This is a genomic window from Gordonia sp. NPDC003376 (assembly GCF_053589235.1).
Genome location: NZ_JBSFRM010000022.1, coordinates 42,953 through 57,103, shown reverse-complemented (window position 1 = coordinate 57,103; position 14,151 = coordinate 42,953). Strand labels below are relative to the sequence as shown.

Here is a 14,151-nt window from a genome sequence, read left to right as displayed (position 1 = left end):
ACCATCGACACCGGCCGTGCACCAACAGGTGCACGGCCGGTGTTGTCGGGGCGCCGGGAGTGCTCTCGCCGGGCGACGGGGGCGTTCCGGCTAGCCGGCGGGAGTGGTCGTCGTGACCTCGGCCGGCGGTGTGCCGGCGGGCGGTAGCAGCGACTGCCGTGGCGACGGTTCCTCGATGTCACCGGGCGCCGTGGTCGGGACACCCAGGCTCGGGATCAGTTCCGGTGGAATCAGATTCGGCGGGATGGTCCACGTCGGCCGGGTCGGGCGCGTCGGCATGTCCGGCACCGCGGTCTCGGTGGACGGGGTCGAGCTCGGTCCGAGCGTCCATGTGGAGGTCCCCGCCGTCGGCAGGGGCAGTTCGGTGGTGGCCCATCCGGGAGTCCACCCGTTCGGCGGATAGGTCGTCACCGTCGGCGTCTCGGTCGGCGAATCCACCGACGACATCCGGGTGGTGTGCGCCGTCGTCGTCCAGGCCGGCTCGACCGTTCCCACCCACCGTTCTGATTCCACGCTGGTCGGCGACGGAACCGCATCCTCCGAGTCCGATGTCAGGGTGGCACCGACAGCCACCGCGGTCACCAGGAGCGCACAGCAGAAGCCGATCACGGCGGCGACCGGTGCCAGGGGCATCCACCCGCTGCGTCGACGACCACCGATGAAGGTCACCCGTCCGGCGCCGGAGCGTCGGGCCAGCAGTGCCGCACCCGTCGCGGCGGCGAGTTCGGGGGTGTCGGGTCGGATCAGTTCGAGACCGGTGTCCTCGCCGAGTGCGGCCAGCACGGGCAGATTGGCCAGTCCCCCGACCAGCACCAGCGCCTCGGGTTCGGGGCCGGCCGTCGCCCGGAGGCGTTCGAGGTGGTCGGCGATCACGGTCCGGGCCTGCTCGACCATCGGGCGCGCGACCTGTTCCACCATCGCATCGGTCAACCGGACGCCGTTGGGCACACCCGAGGGTGCGGCGCCGACCGTGTCCGGCCCGGAGGTCTCCTCCTTGGCGGTCCGGCAGGCGCCGACCAGCGAGGCACGTCCACGACGCGTCTGTGTACCGGTGAGGTCGGAACGCTGTGCGACCCGATCGGCGAGCGCCTCGTCGAGCGCACGGCCACTCAGGACGTCGGTGCGGGCGTCGGCGGAGATCTGACCGGCCGCCGGTTCGACGGTGTACAGGGACATACCGGTGTCGCCACAGTCGGCCACCAGGACCGCTCCGAACCGTTCGATCTGTCCGGTACCGGTCAGGAACGCGGTGACGGCCTCGGCGTCGGAGACGAGGTGGATCTGGCGGCGGGGCCCGGTGCCGGTCGATCCCAGCCGACGGCGTTGGGTGGCCGTCCGCGCGGACACCCCGATCGGACCGACGCGGACGCCGGCGGTGCGCGCGGCGTCGAGGACGAGGTCGATGCCCGCGTTGACCCGGCCGACCGGATCGAGGCCGTCGGACGGGTCCACGTCGATCACGCGGGACTCGACGGCGTGACGGCCGGACTCGTCGCTGGTGAGCAAGGCGTAGTGGATCATCCCGTCGCCTGACGAGACGCCCAACGACGTCATGTCGTCGCCGGCGGCGTGAACGCTGGTCTCGAACTCCGAACTGATGACGATCCCCACTTAGTGTTGCTAACGACCCCCGAAAGAGAACCCGACGCCACACGGACCGCCGATGCACTCGTCGACCGCAAAGGTCACGATCTGTGGACCAGTCTACGCAATTTCGTGATCAATCCGTTCCCAACGGGTCGATGGAGGTGGCCAGCCAGAGCATCAGGGCACCGACCGACGCCATCGTCGCCACATCGAACAAACGACCTCTGACCTGGAGTAGTCCCACCTGAGAGGGGGGTAGCACGCCACGAAGGGCCGCACCGAGCAGCATGGCCGAACCGAAGACGAACGCTCCGCGCCGCCATCGGTCGAACAGCACCAGGGCCGCGGCGACGACCACGCACAGCATCACCAGGAGGTACGGGATCTGCACCAGGCAGGCCCGCAGGACGCCACCGGGCTGCTCCGTGGTGGCGTCATCTCCCGAGATCGCCCCGAACCCCGACATCTCGGCCTCGGGCATCTCGTCCGGTCCCGGGTTCTCGTCCGGTCCCGGGTTCTCGTCCGACATGCGCGTCCCGGCGATCATCGCCCCTGGGCGGCGAGCTGGGCCTCGGCCCGTTCCACCACGTTCACCAGCAGGAACGCCCGGGTGAGCGGCCCGACGCCACCGGGATTGGGCGAGACATGCCCGGCCACCTCCCACACATCCGGCGCGACGTCGCCGACGAGGCCGTCCTCGGTCCGGCTGACGCCCACGTCGATGACGGCTGCACCCGGCTTGACCATGTCGGCGGTCACCAGGTGCGGGACCCCGGCTGCGGCGATGACGATGTCGGCCCGCGACACCTCGGCGGCCAGGTCACGGGTTCCGGTGTGGCACAGGGTGACGGTGGCGTTCTCACTGCGCCGGGTGAGCAGCAGCCCGATCGGCCGGCCGATGGTCACACCGCGGCCGATGACGGTCACACGGGCGCCGGCGATCGGGATGTCGTAGCGGCGCAGCAGGTGGATCACACCTCGCGGCGTGCACGGGAGGGTCGATTCCTTGCCCAGCACGAGGCGACCGAGGTTGATCGGGTGCAGGCCGTCGGCGTCCTTCTCCGGCGCGATCCGTTCGAGCGCCGCGTTCTCGTCGAGGTGCCGGGGCAGCGGCAGCTGCACGATGTAACCGGTGCAGGCCGGATCGGCGTTGAGCTCGTCGATCGCGGCGTCGAGCTGCTCGGTGGTGGCGTCGGCGGGCAGGTCCTTGCGGATGGACGCCACACCGATGCGTGCACAATCGGCGTGCTTGCCCTTCACATAGGAATGCGACCCGGGATCGTCGCCGACGAGGATCGTCCCCAGACCGGGCGTGATCCCCGCCGCCCGGAGTTTCTCGACCCGCACCGCCAGGTCGGTGAAGATCTCGTCGCGGGTCGCCTTGCCATCGAGTCGTGTTGCGCTCACCCCGACATTCTTTCATCCCGCGCTCGACGCATGGGCCCCCGTTCCCCGTGTCCGTGCGTACTGTGACGTCATGGGCGCCTCGCACAGCCATCCGGTCACACCCGCCGACGTGCTCGCCGCGCGGGAACGGATCGCCGGACTGGTTCGGCACACCCCGGTGTGGCGGACGTCGCTCGACACCACCGACGGCCCGGTCGAGGTGGTCTTCAAGCTCGAGTACACCCAGCTCGGCGGATGTTTCAAGGCGCGCGGAAGCGTCAACGCGGTGATCGCGGCACGCACCGCGGGCCGGCTCACCGATGCCGGCGTACTGGTCGCCTCCGGGGGGAATGCCGCGATCGGTGCCGCGTGGGCGGCCCGGATCGCCGACACCAGTTGCTCGGTGGTGGTCCCCGAGTCCGCGCCGCCGGTCAAGGTGGCCGCGCTGCGTGCCCTCGGCGCGGCGGTGCACCTGATCGGCGACCGCTACCAGGACGCCGCCGACGCCGCGACCGAGATGGCCGCGGCGTCGGGAGCGCTGCTCCTGCACGCCTACGACCTCCCGGAGATCGTGGCCGGCGCCGGGACCATCGGGCTCGAGCTGTCCGAACAGGTCCACGGCCCGCTCACCACCGTCGTGTGTGTCGGTGGCGGCGGGCTGCTGGGCGGCATGTCGGCCACCCTGCGCACCGGCGATCATCTGGTCGGGGCCGAACCCGAGGCGGCATCGTGTCTGCACGCGGCACTGGCGGCCGGGCATCCGGTCCCGGTGGATCCGGAGGGCATCGCCGCGGACTCCCTGGGCGCCACCCGGGTCGGGGCGATCTGCTGGGCGAGTATCGCCGATCGTCCGGTCACCTCCGTGGTGGTCTCCGACGAACAGATCGTCGCCGCGCGGTCGATGCTCTGGGAGCGGTTCCGGATCGTCGTCGAGCACGGCACCGCGACCGCCGTGGCGGCGGTCACCACCGGCCGGGTGCAGCCGGTACCGGGGACGACCCTGGCGATCGTGTTGTGCGGGGCCAACACCCGCCTCGATGATCTGTGAGGAGCCACACCGTGATCGGGGCCGGGAGGACACGCGCCGCTCGCGGCATCCGAGAATCCCCGGATTCAGACCGACGTCGGATCTGCACCGTGGCGGATGCCAGGCGGTGTGGGAGTCGCGCGCTGTCGGCGACCGGTCGGCGAGTACGTTCACTTGCGTCCACATCTCCCGGCGATCGTCATGACCGCCCCGAGTCCACAAACCACCGAGTCCACAAGCCCCGAGTCCACAAGCCACCGAGGTGAGTTCCGTTGTTCCGCATCATGTTCTATCAGCCGTGCATCCCGCCGAACACCGGCAATGCCATCCGGCTGGCCGCCAACACCGGATGCGAACTGCACCTGATCGAACCGCTCGGCTTCTCCATGTCCGACACCCAGGTCAAGCGCGCGGGTCTCGACTATCACGAGATGGCCACGGTCACAGTTCATCCCGACCTCGCGACGGCGTGGGACGCGGTACGCCCGGAGCGGGTGTTCGCATTCACCGCGCATGCCGAGCACTCCTACGCCGACATCGCCTATCGGCCCGGTGACGTCCTGCTGTTCGGTCCCGAACCCACCGGTCTGCCGCCGGAGGTGCTCGACGACCCTCGGGTCACCGACCGTGTTCGCATCCCGATGCTGGCCGGACGACGCTCGCACAATCTCGCCAACTCGGCCAGCATCGCGGTCTACGAGGCGTGGCGACAGCACGGGTTCGACGGAGCGGTCTGACGCCGGAGATCATGGGCAGTCACCTACCCGACCCGTCCGTCAGCCCCCCGTCCGTCAGCCGCCTTGTGTCGGCCCTTGTCCCGACCTCACCGCCGGTCCGACCGGGGGCTATCCGACCCGGAAACGTTTGGTGCGCGAGGTCGCCCCGCCGACGAGGGCCACCTTGCTCTTGGGCACCCCGAGATGTTTCGCGAGCTGTTCGGCCACGGCCTTGTTGGCCTTGCCCTCGGTGGCCGGCTCACGGACGTAGATGGTGATCGCACCATCCGGCCCGGTCTCCACCAGCGGTCCCTTGCGGCTGCTCGGCTTGGCCGTCACGACCACCTGCTGCGGCATTGTCTCCTCCACTTCTCAGTGCCAGTCCCGGGATCGCGTTCCCACGCGAAGGTCCATGCGCTGCAATCTATCTGCCACCACAGTGACCGCTCCCTCGGCATTCTGGACCTTTCCCCGGACCAGTAACGCAGATGCCGAGTGTGCCAGGTCACGGTACTTCGTCCACAATCCCACCGAACAGACCACGTTGACCATCCCCGTCTCGTCCTCCAGATTGATGAAGGTCACCCCGGACGCCGTGGCCGGTCGTTGACGATGGGTGACCGCCCCGCCCACCAGGACCCGGGAGCCATCCGGCACCGACAACAACCGGTCCGCCGGGACCACGCCGAGCGCATCGAGCCGCGGCCGCAGGTACTGGGTGGGATACGACGTCGGGGTGATCCCGGTGGCCCACGCATCGGTGGCGGCGAGCTCGACGTCGGAGAGCCCGGGTAGCGTCGGGGTGGTCCCGGCCGGTTCCAGGTCCAGGTGCCCGGCGCGGGCCGACGACGCCGCACCGGCCTCCCAGAGTGCCTGCCGCCGGCTCAGTCCGAGACCATCGAAGGCACCGGCGCCGGCCAGACCCTCGAGTTGTCTCGTGGTCAGCTCGGCCCGCCGCGCCAGATCGGTGATCGAGGTGTAGTCACCGGCGGCCTCCCGCGCGGTGACGATGCGTGCCGCCACCTCGTCGCCCACCCCGCGGACCGCGGCAAGACCCAGACGCACCTCGGTTCCGGCGTTCTCCAGGGTCGCCTGGGCCACGGATCGGTTGATATCCGGTCGGTGCACCGCCACCCCGTGCCGGCGGGCATCGGCCACCAACGACTGCGGCGAGTAGAACCCCATCGGCTGTGCTCGCAGCAGCGCCGCGCAGAACGCCGCCGGATGATGCAGTTTGAACCACGCCGAATAGAACACCAGTGATGCGAAGCTCTGCGAATGACTCTCCGGGAAGCCGAAATTCGCGAAGGCTGCCATCTTCTCGTAGATCCGGTCGGCCACCGCGCCGGTGATCTGGTTGGTGGCTGCCATCCCGTCGTAGAACCGTTGTCGCAGCCGTTGCATCTTCTCCGGGGAACGTTTGGATCCCATCGCCCGGCGCAGCTGATCGGCCTCGGCGGCATCGAATCCGGCGACGTCGACGGCCAGTTGCATGAGCTGTTCCTGGAACAGCGGGATGCCCAGGGTCCGGTCGAGCGCGGGGAGCATCGACGGGTGTTCGACGGTGACCGGTTCGGTTCCGTTGCGGCGCCGGATGTAGGGATGCACCGATCCGCCCTGGATCGGGCCGGGCCGGATCAGCGCCACCTCCACCACCAGGTCGTAGAAGCAACGGGGCCGCAGCCGCGGCAGGGTGGCCATCTGCGCACGCGATTCCACCTGGAACACGCCCACCGAGTCGGCGCGGCACAGCATCTCGTACACCGCCTCCTCGGTCAGATCGAGGGTGGCCAGGTCCACCTCGAGACCCTTGTGCTCGGCGAGGAGGTCGATCGCGTGGTGCAGCGCCGAGAGCATGCCCAGTCCGAGCAGATCGAACTTCACCAATCCGATTGCGGCACAGTCGTCCTTGTCCCACTGCAGCACACTGCGGTCGGCCATCCGGGCCCACTCGGTGGGGCACACGTCGGCGATCGGCCGGTCGCAGATCACCATCCCGCCGGAGTGGATGCCCAGATGTCTCGGCATCCCGCCGATCTCACCGGCGAGTTCGGTGACGTCGGCGGGTGCGTCGTCGGGGTTGCGACTCCACGCGTCCTGCTGGCCGGTGGCATAGCCGAGGGCACGGGCCATGTCGCGCACCGAGGATCGGCGACGGTAGGTGATCACATTGGCGACCTGCGCACTGTACTCGCGTCCGTAGTGGCGGTAGACGTACTGGATGGCCTCCTCGCGACGATCGGATTCGATGTCGACGTCGATGTCGGGGGGACCGTCACGCTCTGGCGAGAGGAAGCGTTCGAACAGCAACTCGTTGGCGACCGGGTCGACGTTGGTGATGCCCAGCGCGTAACAGACCGCCGAGTTGGCCGCGCTCCCCCGCCCCTGGCACAGGATGTCGTTGCGCTTGCAGAAGTCGACGATGTCGGTGACCACCAGGAAGTACCCCGGGAAGTCCAGGGTCGAGATGATCGCGAGTTCGTGCTCGATCTGCCGGTAGGCCTGCGGATGCCCGGACGGCGGGCCATAGCGGTCGGCGGCGCGCAGCATCGTCAGATGCCGCAGCCAGGTGTTCTCGGTGTGCCCCTCGGGCACGTCGAACGGTGGCAGTCGCGGCGCGATCAGACCGAGTTCGAAGGCGCAGTCGGCGGCGATCTGCACCGCGTTGTCGATCGCGTCGGGATGCGCGGGCAACAGTCTGGTCATCTCGTCGCCGCTGCGCAGATGCGCCCCGGCCACCGCGGGCATCCAGCCGGTGATGGTGTCGATGTCGGTGCGGGCACGCACCGCGGCCATCGCCAGCGCGAGCCGCCGCCGCGACGGTCCGGCGAAATGCGCACCGGTGGTCGCCACCGTCGGCAGACCCAGGCGCACCGCCAGGCAGGCCAGGACGGCGTTGCGCTCGTCGTCGTCGGGCAGCCCCTGGGCGATCAGTTCCACCGCCACCCCGTCGCGCCCGTACCGTTCGACGAGGTCGGTCAGGGCCCGCTCGGCCGCCGGGCGTCCACCGCGATCCAGGGCACGCCGCACCGCCCCCTTGCGGCACCCGGTGAGCACCAGCCAGTGTCCGGCCCCCTCGGCCAGGCGGTCCGGGTGATACCGCAGCAATCCCTTCTCGCCGCCGGCCATGTGCGCGTCGGCGATCGTCCGCGACAACCGCCGGTACCCCTCACTGTCGCGGGCGAGCACCAGCAGGTGATCACCGGCCGGGTCACGCACCCCTGTCCGGGCGACGTCGGGTTCGAGCGACAGTTCCGCGCCGAACACCGTCGGCATCCCGAATTCCCTGGCCGCCTCGGCGAATCGAACCACTCCGTAGAAACCGTCGTGGTCGGTGATGGAGAGCGCCGAGAGGTCGAGCCGCCGAGCCTCGGCAACCATCTCCTCGGGCATCGACGCACCGTCGAGGAAGCTGTACGCACTGTGGGCGTGCAACTCGGCATAGGCCACCGACGAGACCTGCGACCGCACCTCGGGTGCCACATAGGGACCCCGTTTGCGCGACCACGCCGGCGAGTCGCCACCGTCTCCGGGGCCGAAGAACTCCCCGGGCCGTCCCGATTGCCGGGAGCGCCCGGAGAGCACTCGTTCCATCTCCGACCAGGTCGGTGGTCCCTGATTCCAGCCCACCCCACCATCATAGAACACATGTTCGACGATGGGGCGGGTCGGTCACCACCCGACCGAATACGCCTGGTCAGCTCACCATGGCCGCCGGCAACCGGACCGGCGCCGTGCGCTCGGCGCGCGACACCTCGACCCCGACATGGCAAGCGGCCTGCCAGTCGCGCATCCGTTCCCACTCGGAGAACACTGCGTCGTGCGACGGACGCACGCCGTCGGCGTCGGCGATCAGGACCCGGGCGTCGACCAGCCGGGACAGCACCGCCCGGCCGGGATCACCGGCCGTGCCCAGAAGATCCGGCACCGCGACACCACCACCCACCACGACACCGTCCGAGCGACGGACCACCAACCGCAGCATCAGGTCCCGGCAGAGCCCGCGGTCGGATTCCGACATCCCGGCCCAGCACTGCTCGGCGAGATGGACGATCGCGCCCGTGATGCCACCGGACCGTTCGTATCCCGCCACGGTCAGCGTGTTCCGTTCACGGTCGAGCCAGGCATGCTGCAATGCCCACGACAGCAATGGCAGCGGCGCAGCGGCAGCGTGCAGACCCAGTCCCGGGCGCAGACCGAGATCGGCTCGGATGAGCTGTTCCAACCCGTCACCGATGGTCAGGCCGGCGTGTCCGGCAGGGGCGGTGATCGCCTCGACCACATCCCGCACCGACGGCTCACCGAGGTCGACCCGGTTGTGCGCCAAGCCATCCTGTAATCGGGCGATGGCGCTCGCACAGCCGATCCGGTCCGAGCGCAGCACCACCACGGCGGTCACCCCCGGTCGGCGGGCGCAGTCGGCGAGCCACGCCGCCGATGCCTCGGCCGCACGCGGATCGACGAGCAGACGCTCGAACTGGTCGACCACGACCACCGCCGGACGACTCGGCGACCCGGTCATCGTCCGACGCGGGTCGGCGATCCCGCCCACCATCGGACGGCCGGCGATGGTGCCACCGAATCCGGCCCGGATGAACGAGGACTTACCGCTCCCGGTCGCCCCGGTCAGCACGACCAGTCGCCCGGTGCCGGCCATCTCGGTGACACGCCGGGACAGTTCGTCGCGCTCCTGCGTGCGTCCGCCGTAGGCGCCATGGTCGGCCTCGGTCATCACCCCCAGCCCGCGATACGGGCACACCTGCACGGTGGTGGATGTGCGGACCGACGCGGCGCGCGGTTCGTCCCGCTGGATCTCCTGCCACAGCGTCTCCCACGCCTGCACGTCCAGCAATTGTTCGTCGGTGGCACCGATCCGGCTGCGCGCGGCGAGCACCAGGATGTTCAGCACGGGTGCGAACACCTCGAACCTCGCCGGCGTGGTGCGGCAGCGTCGCCAGTCGGAGACCCGTTGCGGCGACACCGACCATCGCAGGCCGCTGCGCGCGAGTTCCTCGTTGGCCCGCGCGCAGACGATGCGCGCCGGCGGCGAACCCGCCGCCCGATACAGCCGTTCGAATCGTTCTGCGAACTCGGTCCGCAGACTTCCCATCATTTCAGTTGTCACGCCGTCCCCCGACTCGCGTTTGGTGTAATCGCACGATCGTGCTTCCTGATCGCACGATCAAGGTACCCGGCGCCCATCGCTTTCGCGCGGCGTTGTGTCCGAGCACACGATGAACGGGCGGTGAACACAGAGGACTCGGACAATGAAATCGACAACGGATCCGGACGGTCGATTCCGACACCGACACCGCCACCGCCACCGCCACCGAAGACGTTCCCCGACAGGCAGGAGCCGCCATGCCCGACCCCCTGGCACCCGGTACCCCGGCACCCGACATCACCGTCACCGATACCCCGTACCTTCAGGTCGCGACCGATCGTCTCGAGGCCAATCTCGCCGCGATGGCCGTGCGTGCATCCCGGCTCGGTGTCGATCTGCGCCCACATGCCAAGACCCACAAGTGTCTCGAACTCGCCCGACTCCAGATCGATCATGGTGCAGTGGGTCTGACCGTGGCGACGATCGGTGAGGCGGAGGTGTTCGCAGCGGCCGCGGCCGACATCGGTTGCCGCGACCTGTTTCTCGCCTATCCGGTGTGGGTGACCCCACACAAGGGTGCACGGTTGCGTGCACTCGCCCGTGACGTCGCCGTGCGGGTGGGGATCGATTCGGCCGCCGCCGCCGTGCGGCTCGGTGCCGAGGTCGGCGCCACCCGGCTCGCCGTCGAGACCGGCACGTTCCACCCGGTGACGGTCGTGGTCGAGGTCGACTCCGGCCAACACCGCACCGGGGTGGTCCCGGAGCAGGCCGGTGTGGTCGCCGGGGCGGCCGTCGACGCCGGACTCGACGTGGTGGGCGTGTTCACCTTCCCCGGACACGGTTACGGTCCCGGCCCGGCCCGCGAGGTGGCCGCCGCCCAGGAGGCGCACGCCCTGGGCGTCGCGGCCGATGCCCTGAGAGCTCGCGGTATCGAGCCCACGGTGATCAGCGGCGGCTCCACTCCGACCGCCCGGTTCGCCGATGCCGGGGTACTCACCGAGCTGAGGCCCGGGGTCTACCCGTTCCAGGACGCCCAGCAGGTCGAGCTCGGGACATGCGATGTCTCGGAGGTGGCGCTCACCGCGGTCACCACGGTGGTCCATCGCACCGGACATCGGGTCGTCGTCGACGCCGGGAGCAAGGTCCTCGGCGCCGACCGACCCGCGTGGGCCTCCGGTTTCGGACGGGTGCCCGATGTTCCCGACGCGGTGATCGTCGCGCTGTCCGAGCATCACGCGGTGATCGAGTATCCGGTCGACCTCGCGGACGGGGAGCTCCCGGAACCGGGGGCGGTGATCACCGTGATCCCCAACCACGTGTGCAGCGCGGTCAATCTCGCGGATGTCCTCGTGCTCGACTCGCCCGTCCCCGGTGTCCCGGTGGCCGACGCCGCACCGGAACCGGTGTCGGTCTGGCGGGTGGCCGCCAGATGCGCCAATCGGTGAGGTCACCGAACCGACGTGGCTCACTCATAGATCCCCTCCACCATCCAGCCGCCGGACCGATACGCCAACAGCAATGCCCGGGAGTCGTCGAGCAGGACCTGTGCCCGCGCACTGATCGGTGAGGCGGCACCCCCGGTACCCGTCTCCATACCTGTCGGCCCCGTCTCCATGCCTGTCGGCCCCGTCTCCATGCCTGTCGGCCCCGTCTCCATGCCTGTCGGCCCCGTCTCCATGCCTGTCGGCCAGGGCCCGGCCCACCACCGTAGTTCCCAGCCGCCGCGGCGGTCGGGAAGGCGGACGGTGGTCGGTTCGGTGGTGAACGCCCCGCGGTCGGTGACCCGGACCGGCTGCCCGGACAGATCGACCAGTTCGATCGGGGACTCGCTGATCACCGTGGGCACCGGATGCGGGACCCGGCCGGGCCAGGGCGCGGCCGGGTCCTGCTCGGGCGTCGGTTCCTCGTCGAGTGCGACCAGGGTGATCTGGTCGAACGGGCCACGCCCGCCACTGCGTACCGGGATGCGTACCGCGTCCCCGCCGAGCAGGCCCTGGACCCGTTCCATCGAGCGACGAGCCCGCTCGGACAGTTCGGCGCCACCGGGCAGTTCGGGTGCGGTCAGCGTCTGCTGGAGCGCACCGGCGTCGACCACCTCGGCGGGGACCAGTCGTAGCATCCCGATGGGCGAGTCCGGGCGTGCGCGGTCGGTCCGGGAACGGCCACCGGTCATCCAGCCCTCGAGTTGCCAACGGACACGGTCGGCGGTGGCCGCCGGGGTGAGTGGCTGAGCACATCGCCAGGTTCGCGAATGTCGTTGTCCGAGTTCGGTGATCGCCTCGACGGTGAGGATGGTACAGGCCACCGACCGCGCGCGGAGGTGCCGGTGCAGCACCTCCGCGAGTCGGCGTCCGGCGAATGCTGCCGCATCGATCCGGTCGATCGGCGGGTCGCAGATCTGCTCCACCGACAGGTCCGCGGGCAATGCCTGCGCCGACGGTGGACGGCCCGGCTCCCCGCGCGCCTGCCGGTGTGCCGCACTCGCATCGGCACCGAATCGGGTACCCACCTCGGTCGCCGACAACGCCGCGAACGCACCGATGCTGGTCAGCCCGAGGCGCCGCAGCAGATCCACCAGGTCGTCCCGGCCGGGTCCGCACAGCGACGGTTCGGCGGCGAGCTCGGCGATCGGCAGAGCGGCGAGATGGTCACGATCGCCGCCCGCCGGGACCAGCTCTCCGCGGTGTGCGGCGAGGACCGCGGTGAACAGTTGGTCGGCGATCCCCACCTGGGATTCCATGCCGGACACAGCGATCCGGTCGACGAGCTGCTCGGCGAAGACCTCCTCACCCCCGTGGAACCGGGCGGCACCGGAGGCCGGTATCACCAGCAGTCCCGGACGCAGCACCTCCATCGTCGGGGCCAGGTCGGCGACGGCCGAGGCCACCGGCTCGAACATCCGGCCGTCGCGATGGTCGTCGGCGGTCACCACCGTCATCTCCGGGCACAACGACTGCGCCTGGCGTTTGCGCATCCCGCGACGGATCCCGGCCACCCGGGCGGGCGCCGAACAGGCGATCACCCGGTTGGCCGAGAGCACCGCGATCGGGTGCCCGGGTGGCAGATCCGCGTCCGCCGCGGCCGCGGCCGCCGGCCAGTCGGGGCACCACAGGGCGGCCACCCGTCGAGTCGTGTCCCCCATTCGGGTACCGGCCATCAGTTCGCCACCGCCACATCGTCATCGGTGTCGGCGATCGCCCCGACCGGGATGGCCCGCCGCGCCCCGATCGAATCCAGGCGCAGCATACGAAGCCGGTTCTCCTCACCGAATTCCGGGGCGATCAGGTCGATCTCGACGGTCCGGCGACGACGCCCACCGCCCTCGGCGGTCACCTGCAACCGCATCCCCGCCACCCGGCCGTGTCCGCTGGCCGCGGTGGTGAGATCGGCGTCCCCGGTTCGTGGACGGTGTCGGTACCCGAGCACCTGCGCCGACAGTTGCGTCTGCGCACCCGGCCATGTCCCGTCGACCACCAGCAGCGACGACGACTGACGACGGACACGACCGCTCACCGTCGCGCATCGGGACCGCGGCACGGTGACCCCGCGCAATCCCAGCACCACCAGGTCCATCCCGTCCAGCAGTACCGCGGCCACCTCCACCGGGTCGATCCCCGGGTCGGTGACGACCGCGATCCGGTCGAGGTCGGCTCCCATCTCGGCGGCGGCGAGCAGGTTGAGCCGGGGCAGGCCGACGATGCCGACCTGACATCCCGCCCGGGTCGCCGCGGCGATCAGCGCGGTCAGCAGTGAGCGCGCCCCGGTGCAGCCGACGATCGTTCCGCGTGCGATCCCCTTCTGCGGCAGCAGGTCCGACAGTTCCTCCGGGACCGGGAGCACGCCGGCCTCCGGCCGATCGGCGTCGGCGCGGTCGGGCATCCCCGACATGACCGCCATCCGGCGACGCAACCGGGCGAGCGTATCGGCACGGTCCGCACCCGCCGATTCCGCATCGTCCCGAACATCCCGACGGTCCGTGAACCCCCCGCGCGGGCGGTCCGCACCGCCCATGGACACAACACCCATGACACCCCTTCTGACCAGCACCGACATGTCTGGCGAGCCGGGAAGTCGCTGCGCCCCCGAAAGGCATTCCGAGCCTCCCGAGATCGGGATTCTCGAACACTTTTTCGATAGCGAAAATGCTACGCCCGGCCTCCGACAAACCGCAACCACACCGGTCACCGAGGCGGGATGCACCCACGATGATCGAGCCGACGAGAAGCGCAGAGGCGAACCCCACGACGATCGAGCCGACGAGGAGCGCAGCGACAAGACGTGTCGAGATCTCCGCAAGCGACCTCGCAAACGCAACCACGACAACCGACCCC

Annotated in this window: 12 protein-coding genes; 4 read left to right on the top strand and 8 right to left on the bottom strand. The window is 70.1% G+C overall.

Annotated elements, in window-relative coordinates; genetic code table 11:
• Positions 1–90: 90 nt before the first annotated feature.
• From ACWDUA_RS19595 to ACWDUA_RS19585, 3 genes are all read right to left on the bottom strand, one after another.
• Positions 91–1,611 (bottom strand): Hsp70 family protein, encoded by a 1,521-nt coding sequence (locus ACWDUA_RS19595; RefSeq protein ID WP_449752676.1) that lies wholly within the window; start codon positions 1,609–1,611, stop codon positions 91–93.
• Between the two features lie 109 nt (positions 1,612–1,720).
• A complete protein-coding gene (locus ACWDUA_RS19590) occupies positions 1,721–2,053 on the bottom strand; it encodes a DUF3017 domain-containing protein (RefSeq protein WP_449752705.1) in 333 nt (110 codons plus the stop codon).
• Between the two features lie 77 nt (positions 2,054–2,130).
• Positions 2,131–2,994, bottom strand: coding sequence for a bifunctional methylenetetrahydrofolate dehydrogenase/methenyltetrahydrofolate cyclohydrolase (locus ACWDUA_RS19585; RefSeq protein ID WP_449752675.1), 864 nt, complete (start codon positions 2,992–2,994; stop codon positions 2,131–2,133).
• 70 nt (positions 2,995–3,064) lie between these two features.
• Between ACWDUA_RS19585 and ACWDUA_RS19580 the strand changes: the two genes are divergently transcribed.
• Positions 3,065–4,021, top strand: a complete 957-nt coding sequence (locus ACWDUA_RS19580) for a serine/threonine dehydratase (RefSeq protein ID WP_449752674.1) — start codon at positions 3,065–3,067, stop codon at positions 4,019–4,021.
• A 251-nt stretch (positions 4,022–4,272) separates the two neighbouring features.
• The gene (locus tag ACWDUA_RS19575; RefSeq protein ID WP_449752673.1) at positions 4,273–4,737 is read left to right on the top strand and encodes a tRNA (cytidine(34)-2'-O)-methyltransferase; all 465 of its coding nucleotides are present in this window, start codon (positions 4,273–4,275) and stop codon (positions 4,735–4,737) included.
• A gap of 108 nt (positions 4,738–4,845) precedes the next feature.
• On the opposite strand, the gene ACWDUA_RS19570 is transcribed toward ACWDUA_RS19575, so the two are convergent.
• From ACWDUA_RS19570 to ACWDUA_RS19560, 3 genes are all read right to left on the bottom strand, one after another.
• Positions 4,846–5,073: a DUF167 domain-containing protein gene (locus ACWDUA_RS19570; protein ID WP_449752672.1), complete on the bottom strand. Its 228-nt coding sequence runs from the start codon at positions 5,071–5,073 to the stop codon at positions 4,846–4,848.
• A 15-nt stretch (positions 5,074–5,088) separates the two neighbouring features.
• Positions 5,089–8,346: an error-prone DNA polymerase gene (locus ACWDUA_RS19565; RefSeq protein WP_449752671.1), complete on the bottom strand. Its 3,258-nt coding sequence runs from the start codon at positions 8,344–8,346 to the stop codon at positions 5,089–5,091.
• A gap of 67 nt (positions 8,347–8,413) precedes the next feature.
• Positions 8,414–9,826: an nSTAND1 domain-containing NTPase gene (locus tag ACWDUA_RS19560; protein WP_449752670.1), complete on the bottom strand. Its 1,413-nt coding sequence runs from the start codon at positions 9,824–9,826 to the stop codon at positions 8,414–8,416.
• Positions 9,827–10,077: 251 nt separating this feature from the next.
• Here ACWDUA_RS19560 and ACWDUA_RS19555 point away from each other — a divergent pair, with 251 nt between their 5' ends.
• Positions 10,078–11,265, top strand: coding sequence for an alanine racemase (locus tag ACWDUA_RS19555; protein WP_449752669.1), 1,188 nt, complete (start codon positions 10,078–10,080; stop codon positions 11,263–11,265).
• A 20-nt stretch (positions 11,266–11,285) separates the two neighbouring features.
• Here the strand turns inward: ACWDUA_RS19555 and ACWDUA_RS19550 are convergent, their stop codons facing one another.
• Together ACWDUA_RS19550 and ACWDUA_RS19545 are read right to left on the bottom strand one after the other, a co-directional pair.
• The gene (locus ACWDUA_RS19550; RefSeq protein WP_449752668.1) at positions 11,286–12,977 is read right to left on the bottom strand and encodes a DNA polymerase Y family protein; all 1,692 of its coding nucleotides are present in this window, start codon (positions 12,975–12,977) and stop codon (positions 11,286–11,288) included.
• Entirely contained in the window at positions 12,977–13,717 is a 741-nt protein-coding gene (locus ACWDUA_RS19545) for a hypothetical protein (RefSeq protein ID WP_449752704.1), read from the bottom strand. Before ACWDUA_RS19545 ends, ACWDUA_RS19550 begins: the two co-directional genes overlap by 1 nt.
• 127 nt (positions 13,718–13,844) lie before the next feature.
• Between ACWDUA_RS19545 and ACWDUA_RS19540 the strand changes: the two genes are divergently transcribed.
• The coding region (locus tag ACWDUA_RS19540; RefSeq protein WP_449752667.1) for a hypothetical protein at positions 13,845–14,151 on the top strand (307 nt) is incomplete at its 3' end.

Excerpts from the sequence above, each read along its gene's own strand:
- ACWDUA_RS19590 (WP_449752705.1), bottom strand. The coding sequence starts at position 2,053 with ATGTCGGGGTTCGGGGCGATCTCGGGAGATGACGCCACCACGGAGCAG.
- ACWDUA_RS19580 (WP_449752674.1), top strand. The coding sequence starts at position 3,065 with ATGGGCGCCTCGCACAGCCATCCGGTCACACCCGCCGACGTGCTCGCC.
- ACWDUA_RS19570 (WP_449752672.1), bottom strand. The coding sequence starts at position 5,073 with ATGCCGCAGCAGGTGGTCGTGACGGCCAAGCCGAGCAGCCGCAAGGGA.
- ACWDUA_RS19560 (WP_449752670.1), bottom strand. The coding sequence starts at position 9,826 with ATGGGAAGTCTGCGGACCGAGTTCGCAGAACGATTCGAACGGCTGTAT.
- ACWDUA_RS19555 (WP_449752669.1), top strand. The coding sequence starts at position 10,078 with ATGCCCGACCCCCTGGCACCCGGTACCCCGGCACCCGACATCACCGTC.
- ACWDUA_RS19550 (WP_449752668.1), bottom strand. The coding sequence starts at position 12,977 with ATGGCCGGTACCCGAATGGGGGACACGACTCGACGGGTGGCCGCCCTG.
- ACWDUA_RS19545 (WP_449752704.1), bottom strand. The coding sequence starts at position 13,717 with ATGGCGGTCATGTCGGGGATGCCCGACCGCGCCGACGCCGATCGGCCG.